6 protein-coding genes are annotated in these 11,517 nt (G+C 73.7%); 5 read left to right on the forward strand and 1 reads right to left on the reverse strand.

The window, feature by feature from the left end:
• Positions 1 to 405: 405 nt before the first annotated feature.
• The 5 genes from ACIQNG_RS24125 to ftsH all read left to right on the forward strand — a co-directional run bounded on the left by ACIQNG_RS24125 (position 406) and on the right by ftsH (position 8,321).
• Positions 406 to 1,749, forward strand: coding sequence for an ammonium transporter (locus ACIQNG_RS24125; RefSeq protein ID WP_401432489.1), 1,344 nt, complete (start codon positions 406 to 408; stop codon positions 1,747 to 1,749).
• Positions 1,746 to 2,084 carry a P-II family nitrogen regulator gene (locus ACIQNG_RS24130; protein ID WP_030990174.1) on the forward strand — a complete coding sequence of 113 codons (339 nt, stop codon included), beginning with the start codon at positions 1,746 to 1,748 and terminating at the stop codon, positions 2,082 to 2,084. Before ACIQNG_RS24125 ends, ACIQNG_RS24130 begins: the two co-directional genes overlap by 4 nt.
• A 60-nt stretch (positions 2,085 to 2,144) precedes the next feature.
• Positions 2,145 to 4,589 (forward strand): [protein-PII] uridylyltransferase, encoded by a 2,445-nt coding sequence (locus tag ACIQNG_RS24135; protein ID WP_401487674.1) that lies wholly within the window; start codon positions 2,145 to 2,147, stop codon positions 4,587 to 4,589.
• A gap of 109 nt (positions 4,590 to 4,698) precedes the next feature.
• The gene (gene ffh, locus ACIQNG_RS24140; protein WP_401432495.1) at positions 4,699 to 6,252 is read left to right on the forward strand and encodes a signal recognition particle protein; all 1,554 of its coding nucleotides are present in this window, start codon (positions 4,699 to 4,701) and stop codon (positions 6,250 to 6,252) included.
• Between the two features lie 128 nt (positions 6,253 to 6,380).
• Entirely contained in the window at positions 6,381 to 8,321 is a 1,941-nt protein-coding gene (gene ftsH, locus ACIQNG_RS24145) for an ATP-dependent zinc metalloprotease FtsH (RefSeq protein ID WP_401487677.1), read from the forward strand.
• Between the two features lie 72 nt (positions 8,322 to 8,393).
• On the opposite strand, the gene ACIQNG_RS24150 is transcribed toward ftsH, so the two are convergent.
• Positions 8,394 to 9,383, reverse strand: coding sequence for an SAM-dependent methyltransferase (locus ACIQNG_RS24150; RefSeq protein ID WP_401487679.1), 990 nt, complete (start codon positions 9,381 to 9,383; stop codon positions 8,394 to 8,396).
• Positions 9,384 to 11,517: the final 2,134 nt, after the last annotated feature.

Raw genomic sequence — 11,517 nt, forward strand, 5'->3', positions numbered from 1 at the left:
CCGCCCGCCACCGCCCCGCCCCCGCCCGCCCTCGCCCCACCCCCCGGCCCCACCCGCACCCCCCAGACCCCGGCCGCGGCCGGCCCTCCCGAACCGCCCGACTCGGCTCCCCCATGCCAGGTCACCGGAGGGCCGCCCGCGGCCGGTTCCCTGCGCCCGCGCAAGGTTGCGCCACGATAACGATCGGTTCCGCGCGCAGAAGGCAATTCATCGACGCGTAACACGCCCGCCGCCTTCGTCACCGCCGCGAAACAACGAGGCGCCTCGACCGAAACCGCGCTGCGCCAATCTCTTGGCCCATCGGTCGGCCCACCCCCACCCGGCCACCCCCCCCACCTGGCCACCCCTTACATCCGGCTCAGGCTTCGCCCGCACGGGGCCGTATCCAACGACGAGGAGACGCCGATGGCATCAGCCATCACGCTTGCGGCGGACGCACCCACACTGTCGTCCGCCAACACAGGCTTCATGCTCATCTGTTCCGCCCTGGTGATGCTCATGACACCGGGTCTGGCCTTCTTCTACGGAGGCATGGTCCGCGTCAAGAGCACCCTCAACATGCTGATGATGAGCTTCGTCAGCCTCGGGATCGTCACCGTCCTGTGGGTGCTCTACGGCTTCTCCATCGCCTTCGGCACGGACTCCGGCGGGGTCGTCGGCTGGTCCTCGCAGTACGTCGGCCTCACCGGCGTCGGCATCGGCGACCTGTGGGACGGCTACACCGTCCCCGTCTACGTCTTCGCCGTCTTCCAGCTGATGTTCGCGATCATCACCCCCGCCCTGATCAGCGGCGCCCTCGCCGACCGGGTGAAGTTCGGCGCCTGGGCGCTGTTCATCGCGCTGTGGGCCACGATCGTGTACTTCCCGGTCGCCCACTGGGTGTGGGGCACCGGCGGCTGGGCCTTCGAACTCGGCGTGATCGACTTCGCGGGCGGCACCGCCGTCCACATCAACGCCGGTGCCGCCGCCCTCGGCGTCATCCTCGTCATCGGCAAGCGCATCGGCTTCAAGAAGGACCCGATGCGCCCGCACAGCCTCCCGCTGGTGATGCTCGGCGCCGCCCTCCTGTGGTTCGGCTGGTTCGGCTTCAACGCCGGATCCTGGCTCGGCAACGACGACGGCGTCGGCGCGCTGATGTTCCTCAACACCCAGATCGCCACCGCCGCCGCCATGCTCGCCTGGCTGCTCTACGAGAAGGTCCGCCACGGCGCCTGCACCACCCTCGGCGCCGCCTCCGGCGCGGTCGCCGGCCTGGTCGCCATCACCCCGGCCGGCGGCGCCGTCGACCCGCTCGGCGCCATCGCGGTCGGCGCGGTCGCCGGACTCCTGTGCGCCATGGCCGTCGGCCTGAAGTACCGCTTCGGCTACGACGACTCCCTCGACGTCGTCGGCGTCCACCTCGTCGGCGGGATCGTCGGCTCCCTGCTCGTCGGCCTCCTCGCCAGCGGCGAGGGCCAGTCCGACGTCGCCGGCCTGTTCTACGGCGGCGGCCTCGACCAGTTCTGGAAGCAGTGCGCCGGAGTCTTCGCGGTCCTCGCCTACTCCCTGGTCGCCTCCGCCCTCCTCGCCCTCGTCCTGGACAAGACGATCGGCATGCGGGTCAGCGAGGATGACGAGGTCGCGGGCATCGACCAGGCCGAACACGCCGAGACCGCCTACGACTTCAGCGGCGCCGGCGGCGGCTCCGCCCGCACCGCCTCCGCGCCCGTCCCGGTGGCGCAGCCCACAGCCAAGAAGGTGGACGCATGAAGCTCATCACCGCAGTCGTCAAGCCGCACCGGCTGGACGAGATCAAGGAGGCCCTCCAGGCGTTCGGCGTGCACGGCCTGACCGTCACCGAGGCCAGCGGCTACGGCCGCCAGCGCGGCCACACCGAGGTCTACCGCGGCGCCGAGTACACCGTCGACCTCGTCCCCAAGATCCGTATCGAGGTGCTGGCCGAGGACGACGACGCCGAACAGCTCATCGAGGTCATCGTCAAGGCCGCCCGCACCGGCAAGATCGGAGACGGCAAGGTCTGGTCGCTCCCGGTCGAGACCGCCGTCCGGGTCCGCACCGGCGAACGCGGACCGGACGCCCTCTGACCGGCCGCGCGCCTCGCACCGGACGGGGCGCGCGCTGACAGACAGAACAGGAGTCGCCGGGTGACGAGCACGGACGTACACCAGGAAGCAGAGGACCCCAGCGGCTACGCGGCGGCCCGGCTGCGCCTTCTCACCGAGGGGGCGCGGTCCGGGCCGCCGCGCCGTTCCGCCCTCTCCGCCCTGACCGACCAGTGGCTCGCCGGGCTCCTCGGCAGCGCCACCGGACCCCTGCGCGGAGTGGCCCTCATCGCCGTCGGCGGCTACGGCCGCGGCGAACTCTCCCCCCGCAGCGACCTCGACCTGGTCCTGCTGCACGACGGCACCGACCCCACCGCCGTCGCCACCCTCGCCGACCGCCTCTGGTACCCCGTCTGGGACCTCGGCATCGCCCTCGACCACTCCGTCCGCACCCCCGCCGAGGCCCGCAGGACCGCCGCCGAGGACCTCAAGGTCCAGCTCGGCCTCCTCGACGCCCGCCATGTCGCCGGCGACCTCGGCCTCACCGCCGCCCTGCGCACCACCGTCCTCGCCGACTGGCGCAACCAGGCCCCCGCCCGGCTGCCCCAGCTCCAGGAACTCTGCGCCGAACGCGCCGCACGCCAGGGCGAGCTGCAGTACCTGCTGGAGCCCGACCTCAAGGAGGCACGCGGGGGCCTGCGCGACGCCACCGCCCTGCGCGCCGTAGCCGCCTCCTGGCTCGCCGACGCCCCCCGCGAGGGACTCGCCGACGCCCGGCGCCGCCTCCTCGACGTCCGCGACGCCCTCCACCTCTCCACCGGCCGCGCCACCGACCGCCTCGCCCTCCAGGAACAGGACCAGGTCGCCGCCGAACTCGGCCTGCTCGACGCCGACACCCTGCTCCGGCAGGTCTACGAGGCCGCGCGCGTCATCTCCTACGCCGGGGACGTCACCTGGCGGGAGGTACGCCGGGTACTGCGCTCACGATCCGTACGGCCCCGGCTGCGCGCCCTGCTCGGCGGCGGCCCCAAACCCGCCGCCGAGCGCTCCCCGCTGGCCGAGGGCGTCGTCGAACAGGACGGCGAGGTGGGGCTCGCCCGCGCCGCCCGCCCCGAACGCGACCCCGTCCTCCCGCTGCGCGCCGCCGCTGCCGCCGCCCAGGCCGGACTGCCGCTCTCCCTGCACGCCGTACGGCGGATGGCGGGCGTCGGCCGCCCGCTGCCCACGCCCTGGCCCGCCGAGGCCCGCGAACAGCTCGTCACCCTGCTCGGCTCCGGCCGCCCCACCGTCGAGGTCTGGGAGGCACTGGAGGCCGAAGGACTCATCACCCGCCTCCTGCCCGACTGGGAGCGGGTGCGGTGCCGGCCGCAGCGCAACGCCGTGCACCTGTGGACCGTGGACCGGCACCTCATCGAGACCGCCGTCCGCGCCTCCGCCTTCGCCCGCCGCGTCAGCCGCCCCGACCTGCTGCTCGTCGCCGCCCTGCTGCACGACATCGGCAAGGGCTGGCCCGGCGACCACTCCGTGGCCGGCGAGATCATCGCCAAGGACGTCGCCGCGCGCATCGGCTTCGACCGCGAGGACGTCGCCGTGCTCGCCACCCTGGTCCGGCACCATCTCCTGCTCATCGAGACCGCCACCCGGCGCGACCTGGACGACCCGGCCACCGTCCGCACCGTCGCCGAATCCGTCGGCACCCAGAGCACCCTGGAACTGCTGCACGCCCTCACCGAGGCCGACGCCCAGGCCACCGGCCCCGCCGCCTGGTCCTCCTGGCGCGGGTCCCTCGTCTCCGACCTGGTCAAACGGGTCTCCGCCGTCCTCGCCGGATCCACCCCCGAAGACCCGGAGGCCGACGCGCCCACCGCCGAGCAGGAGCGGCTCGCGATCGAGTCGGTGGCGACCGGCGGACCCGTCCTGGCCCTGCGGGCCCAGACCGAGCCGCCGTCCGAGGACGCGGCGACCGCCGACCCCGAACCGCTGGGCGTCGAACTCGTCATTGCCGTCCCCGACCGGCCCGGGGTGCTCCCCGCCGTCGCCGGGGTCCTCGCCGTGCACCGGCTGACCGTACGCACCGCGGAGCTGCGCACCCTCGACCTCCCCGAGGGCGTCGACGGCTCCGTCCTCGTACTGAACTGGCGCGTCGCCGCCCAGTACGGCTCCCTCCCGCAGGCGGCCCGGCTCCGCGCCGATCTGGTCCGCGCGCTGGACGGCTCCCTGGACATCGCCTCCCGCCTCGCCGAACGGGACGCGGCCTACCCCCGCCGCCGGGGTGTGATGGCCCCGCCGCCCAGAGTCACGGTCGCCGCGACCGCCTCGCACCACGCCACGGTCATCGAGGTCCGCGCCCAGGACGCCCCGGGCCTGCTGTTCCGTATCGGCACGGTCCTGGAGAAGGAAGGCGTGCGGATGCGCAGCGCCCATGTCTCGACCCTGGGCTCCAACGCCGTGGACGCCTTCTACGTCACCTCCGGCACGGGGCTGCCCCTGTCGGGGGAGGAGGCGGCGGGCGTGGCCCGGGTGCTGGAGGAGACCTTGCGGGGGTGACGCCGGTCGGGGGCTGCGCCCGGTGAGGGTGACCGGACCTGTCACGGGTGGACCCGGGATACTCTTGAAGACGCTCACACTGCCCCCGACTCCGAGGACCGACGCCGCCGTGTTCGATACCCTCTCCGACCGCCTCAGCGCGACATTCAAAAATCTCCGCGGCAAAGGCAGGTTGTCCGAGGCGGACATCGACGCCACGGCCCGGGAAATCCGGATCGCGCTGCTCGAAGCCGACGTGGCGCTCCCGGTAGTCCGCACGTTCATCAAGAACGTCAAGGAGCGGGCGACCGGAGCCGATGTCTCCAAGGCGCTGAACCCGGCGCAGCAGGTCCTCAAGATCGTCAACGAGGAACTGGTCACCATCCTCGGCGGTGAGACCCGGCGGCTGCGCTTCGCCAAGAACCCGCCCACCGTCATCATGCTGGCCGGTCTCCAGGGCGCCGGTAAGACGACGCTCGCGGGCAAGCTGGGCCGCTGGCTGAAGGAGCAGGGCCACTCCCCGCTGCTGGTCGCCTGTGACCTCCAGCGCCCCAACGCGGTCAACCAGCTCAGCGTCGTCGCCGAGCGCGCCGGTGTCGCCGTGTACGCGCCGGAGCCGGGCAACGGCGTCGGTGACCCGGTCAAGGTCGCCAAGGACTCCATCGAGCACGCGAAGACCCGCGTCCACGACATCGTCATCGTGGACACCGCCGGCCGTCTCGGTATCGACCAGGAGATGATGCGGCAGGCCGCGGACATCCGCGACGCCGTCTCCCCGGACGAGATCCTGTTCGTGGTCGACGCCATGATCGGCCAGGACGCCGTCAACACCGCCGAGGCGTTCCGCGACGGCGTCGGCTTCGACGGTGTGGTGCTCTCCAAGCTCGACGGCGACGCCCGCGGCGGCGCGGCGCTGTCGATCCGGCAGATCACCGGCAAGCCGATCATGTTCGCGTCGAACGGCGAGAAGCTGGACGACTTCGACGCCTTCCACCCGGACCGGATGGCCTCCCGCATCCTCGACATGGGTGACCTGCTCACCCTGATCGAGCAGGCGGAGAAGACGTTCGACCAGGCCGAAGCCCAGAAGATGGCCGAGAAGCTGGCCTCCAGGAAGGGCCAGGACTTCACCCTCGACGACTTCCTGGCCCAGATGGAGCAGGTCAGGAAGATGGGCTCCATCTCCAAGCTGCTCGGCATGCTCCCGGGCATGGGTCAGATCAAGGACCAGATCAACAACCTGGACGAGCGGGACGTCGATCGCACCGCCGCCATCATCAAGTCGATGACGCCGGGCGAGCGCCAGGACCCGACCCTCATCAACGGCTCGCGCCGGGCCCGTATCGCCAAGGGCTCGGGCGTCGAGGTCAGCGCGGTCAAGAACCTGGTCGAGCGGTTCTTCGAGGCCCGCAAGATGATGAGCCGCATGGCTCAGGGCGGCGGGATGCCGGGGATGCCGGGCGTGCCGGGCATGGGCGGCGGCCCGGGCCGCACGAAGAAGAAGCAGAAGCAGGCCAAGGGCAAGCAGCGCTCGGGCAACCCGATGAAGCGCAAGCAGCAGGAGCAGGAGGCCGCGGCCCGCCGTGAGGCCGCCGCGCAGTCGGGCGGCGCCTTCGGGCTGCCGGGCCAGCAGGCGGGCCAGGACTTCGAGCTGCCGGACGAGTTCAAGAAGTTCATGGGCTGAGCGGCCGGGCGTAGCGCGTCGGCAGGGGGCGTCCTTCCTCGGGAGGGCGCCCCCTGCGGTGTGCGAGGGCGGCGGCCGGGGCTTCCGTACGCGATGCCCCGGCCCCTTTCCTGTCGTAACGTCCCGATATGACCAACCCCGCGCCGCCCCGTGAGTCGCCCGAGCAGCCCTGGCGTACCGAGGGTGCCCCGCAGGAGCCGCCGAAGCCGTCGCCCGGCGGGCGGAGGATGCGGGGCGGGTGGTGGGGGCTGATCCTCGCCGCGCTGGTGGTGTTCCTGGTCGCCAACCTGCTGCTGTCCGTGTTCGGCGGCGGCAACGAGCCGACGATCTCGTACACCGAGTTCAGCAAGCAGGTGAACGCCGGGAACGTCAGCACCCTGTACTCCAAGGGCGACGCCATCCAGGGCAAGCTGAAGACGGCGCAGGACAGGCCCGGGGGCGGCGGGACGTACACGAAGTTCAAGACACAGCGCCCGCAGTTCGCCGACGACCCGCTGTGGGCCGAGCTGACCCAGCACGATGTCACCGTCACGGCGGAACCGGTGGTCCAGCAGCGCAGCCTGCTGTCGAACCTGCTGATCTCGCTGGCGCCGATGCTGCTGCTGGTCGCCCTGTGGATCTTCATCGCACGGCGGATGCGGCAGGGGCTCGGCGGGGCGGGCGGGATGTTCGGGCGCAAGGAGCCGCCCAAGCCGGTCGAACTGGTGCCGGGGGAGAAGCGGACGACGTTCGAGGACGTGGCGGGCATCGACGAGGTCGAGGGCGAGCTGAACGACGTCGTGGACTTCCTGAAGAACCCGGACGCCTACCGCCGGATGGGCGCGAAGATGCCGCGCGGAGTGCTGCTGTCGGGTCCGCCGGGCACCGGCAAGACGCTGCTGGCACGGGCGGTGGCGGGGGAGGCGGGGGTGCCGTTCTTCTCGGCGTCGGCCTCGGGGTTCATCGAGATGATCGTGGGCGTCGGCGCGTCACGGGTACGTGAGCTGTTCGCGGAGGCCCGCAAGGTGGCGCCGTCGATCATCTTCATCGACGAGATCGACACCATCGGGCGGGCCCGCGGCGGCGGGGCCGGGATGGGCGGCCATGACGAGCGGGAGCAGACCCTCAACCAGATCCTGACCGAGATGGACGGCTTCTCGGGCTCCGAGGGCGTGGTCGTGATCGCCGCGACCAACCGCGCCGACGTGCTCGACCCGGCGCTGACCCGGCCCGGCCGCTTCGACCGGGTCGTCACCGTCTCCCCACCGGACCGGGGCGGCCGGGAGGCGATCCTGCGGATCCACACCAGGGAGATCCCGCTCGCCGACGACGTCGACCTCGCCCGGCTCGCGCGGACCACCCCCGGCATGACCGGCGCCGAACTCGCCAACCTCGCCAACGAGGCCGCCCTCCTCGCCGTCAAGCGCCACCAGTCGCAGGTCACCCAGTCCGACCTCTCCGACGCCCTGGAGAAGGTCCAACTCGGCGCGGAACGCCCGCTGGTGATGCCCGAGGAGGAGCGGCGGCGCACCGCCTACCACGAGAGCGGACACGCCCTGCTCGGCATGCTCCAGCCGGGTGCCGACCCGGTCCGCAAGATCACCATCGTCCCGCGCGGGCGGGCGCTGGGGGTCACCCTGTCCACACCGGACGCGGACAAGTACGCGTACACCGAGGAATATCTCCGCGGCCGGATCATCGGCGCCCTGGGCGGGATGGCCGCCGAACACGTCGTCTACGGCGTCATCACCACCGGTTCGGAGAGCGACCTGGAGCAGGTCACCAACATCGCGCGCGGCATGGTCGCCCGCTGGGGCATGAGCCCCGAGGTCGGCCGCCTCTCCGCCCTCCCCAACGACGGCCAGCAGGCGTACGGCCTCGCCGCCGCGCCGCAGACCCTCGACGCCATCGACGGCGAGATGCGACGCATCGTGGACGAGTGCTACGACGAAGCCCGCCGCAAACTCCGCGACCACCGGGACCAGTTGGACGACCTGGCCGCGGCGCTCCTGGAACGCGAGACACTGGAGGAACCGGACGCGTACCGCATCGCGGGCGTCACCCGCCTGCGCAAGGAGACGGACGACTAGGGCGTCTCGTCGGGATCATCCCGGCGTCGCGGGGTCGGACCGAGCGGCCCTGGAGGCGGTCGTCCATCCGGCTCACGGCACGCGTGCGACGAGGTAGCGGAAGACGTTCGGCATCCACACCGTCCCGTCCTCGCGCCGGTACGGGTGGAGCGCCTCCGTCAGTTCCTTGTCGATCCGTTCCTGGTCGGTCGCCGCGACCGCCGCGTCGAGGAGGCCGGTGGAGAGCAGACCGCGCCGGGCACTGGCGAGATCGGCGTAGCCGAAGGGGCAGGCGACGCGCCCGGAGCCGTCCGGGCGGAGCCCCGTCCGCGCGGCGATCTCCTCCAGGTCGTCGCGGCGCGCGGCACGTGGTCCGTCCGGGTCGCGCGGCCCGCCCGCCCTCCGCAGCACCGTGGTCGTGGCACAGCGCTCGGGAGGCCCCCAGCCGGTGAGCACCACGGGCGCCCCGCGCTCGGCCAGCGGCACCGCCGCGCGGAGCATGTCGACGAGCCCTTCGTCGCCGCCCGCGAGCGGCCCGACGGGCTCGAAGGCGGTGAGGAGGGTGTACGGCGGTGTCCTGGCGTCGGCGGCGGCCTCCGGCGGCCCGGCGACGAGCCGGATGCCGCCTCGCGTGGAGGGAGTGCGGGAGCCGCCACGCGCGCCGGGGATACCGGGGATGCTGGAGATGCCGGAGGTGCCAGGGATGCTGGGGGTGCCAGGGATGCTGGAGGTGCCGGGGGTGCCGCTTGGCCCGCGGGTGGGTCCGGGGTCGCGGTCGCCGGTGTTCCGGGGCCGTGGGAGGAGCCTCTCGCGCGCGAGAGCGAGGCGTTCGGCGCGGGACGGTTCGACTCCGGTGACGGCGGCGCCCTTGGAGGCCGCGATGAGCAGGGCCAGGCCGCTGCCGCAGCCGAGGCCCAGCAACCGGGTGGCGGGGCCCGTCTCCAGCCGCTCGTAGACGGCCTCGTAGAGCGGTACCAGCATCCGCTCCTGGATCTCGGACCAGTCCCGCGCGCGTGCACCGGGGTCGACGCGGGGTGCAGGTCCCGCGTGAGGAAGGTGCTGCCGCACGAGCGTTGGTGTCATCTGACGCGCCCCATTCCGCAGAGAGTTGCCGCTGTGCCGTGCCCGGAGAGATGTGGCCGTGCCGACTCCGCCGGCCGTGCGGCCGAGGGCGGTCCCGGTGGCTTCCGTGGCGTGCGCTTCGCACTGCTCCCGTACGTATGCCAGGTAACTCCGGGCACGCGACCGCGTCCAGGGGGCAGGGACCCCGGCTCCCCCGGAAGCGGCCCGCATGGCGAGATTTCACGTCCCGGAAACCTGTAGCCCCGGCTGCCTGTAATCCGCGTGGCGCCCTGGGGGCTCGGGCTCGTAGGTGCGGTTCGCGGGGCGTCGGGGTGCCCGGTCCCGGGGTGCGGCCGGCTTTGGGGGGCTCGCGCCGGCATCGGGCGTCGGGGGCGAGGCTCGGGGGGTGCGGCGGTGCGTTGCGGTACGGGGGTGCCAGGTCCTGGTGCGGCTGGCCGTAGGGCTCGCCAGTGCTCAGCACTCATCGCCGGGGGGCTCGGAGCGGGGCTGTGGGGTGGCGGGTGCGGGGTGCTGCCGGCCCGTAGGGCTTTGCCAACGCCCGGGGCAGGGCCCGCGGGGTGCCGCGGTGGGTCGGGGCTTGGTGCCGGGTGGCGCTCGGGTGGGCCCGGAGCGCAGCGCCCTGGTGGCCCTGCGGTGTGCCGGGGTGCGATGCCTGGCGGCACCGCGTTGCCCGGCCCCGGTACACCGGCTTCACCGGGCTCACGTCGGCCCCCGGCGTCGGGGCGGAGCCTGTGGATCGCCGCCAGGGATCGGAGTGTGGCCCCGTTCGGTGCGGCGGAGGCTCGCGGGGGCGCTGCGGCGCGCCCGGTCGGCGGCGCGGCCAGCCCCGAGGGCCCACGTCGGCTCCCGCAGCCCGGGGCGGGTTGCGTCCGGGATCCGCCTCGAATCGGCCTCGGATCTCGCCTGGATCCGCCGGGGACCGGCCCCGGGTCCGCTGGGGACCTGCCGGGGACCCGTCCTGGATCCGCCAGGGGTCCGCCCGGATTCACCAGGGTCCCCGCCCCGCCCCCCGGACCCCCGGCCCCCGGACCCGGCCCTCCGGTTCCGCCGGGCCTGGCCTGGACTCGCCGGTGGGCTCGTCCTGGATCTCTCTGGGATCCACCCCGTACGCGCCGGGGGCCACGTCGGCTCCCGCAGCCCGGGGCGGGTTGCGTCCGGGATCCGCCTCGAATCGGCCTCGGATCTCGCCTGGATCCGCCGGAGACCGGCCCCGGGTCCGCTGGGGACCTGCCGGGGACCCGTCCTGGATCCGCCAGGGGTCCGCCCGGATTCACCAGGGTCCCCGCCCCGCCCCCCGGACCCCCGGCCCCCGGACCCGGCCCTCCGGTTCCGCCGGGCCTGGCCTGGACTCGCCGGTGGGCTCGTCCTGGACCTCTCTGGGATCCACCCCGTACGCGCCGGGGGCTGGCGCGCCCGGTCGGCTGACCGGCCAGTCCCGAGGGCCCACGTCGGCTCCCGCAGCCTGGGACGAGTCGTGTCCGGGATCCGCCTCGAATCGGCCTCGGACCTCGCCTGGATCCGCCGGAGACCGGCCCCCGGGTCCGCCGCGGACCCGCCCGGAAGCCGTCCTGGATCCGCCAGGGACTCCGCCCCGGCCCCCCGGCCTCCCGGTTCCGCCGGGCCCGGCCCGGGCTCGCCGGTGGGCTCGTCCTGGACCTCCCTGGGATCTACCCCCGTACCTGCCGGGGCCTGTCCGGGAGCTGGCGGGTACCCGCCTCGGACTCGTCCGGGCCTGCCGGGGACCTGCCCCGGCTGCGCCTTCGGCCCCCGGAGGCCGGCGATCCGCCGGGCCCGTCCCAGACCCGTCGGGGATCCGCCCGAGGGGCGCCCCGAGCGCCGCGACTCGCCCGCTGGGGTCCCCCGGGCCCGCTTCGGGTGCCGCCATGGCGCTGAGGGCAGCGCGGCTGCCCCAAAACTCACGCCCGTACTCGGCGTGAGTCCGAGCGAGGTCCATGGGGCGTTGCCGTGAGTTTTCGTGAGGACCCCGTGACACGGCCGAGGAACCGAGCCCGCCGCCCGCGTCGTTACGCCCCGGAGCCCGGAGCCCGGAGCCCGGAGCCCGGAGCCCGGAGCCCGGAGCCCGGAGCCCGGAGCCCGGAGCCCGGAGCCCGGAGCCCGGAGCCCGGAGCCCGTA

This window comes from Streptomyces sp. NPDC091377 (assembly GCF_044757045.1).
GTDB lineage: Bacteria > Actinomycetota > Actinomycetes > Streptomycetales > Streptomycetaceae > Streptomyces.

Coding starts and splice junctions, on each gene's coding strand:
- ACIQNG_RS24125 (WP_401432489.1), top strand. CDS start 406: ATGGCATCAGCCATCACGCTTGCGGCGGACGCACCCACACTGTCGTCC.
- ACIQNG_RS24130 (WP_030990174.1), top strand. CDS start 1,746: ATGAAGCTCATCACCGCAGTCGTCAAGCCGCACCGGCTGGACGAGATC.
- ftsH (WP_401487677.1), top strand. CDS start 6,381: ATGACCAACCCCGCGCCGCCCCGTGAGTCGCCCGAGCAGCCCTGGCGT.
- ACIQNG_RS24150 (WP_401487679.1), bottom strand. CDS start 9,383: ATGACACCAACGCTCGTGCGGCAGCACCTTCCTCACGCGGGACCTGCA.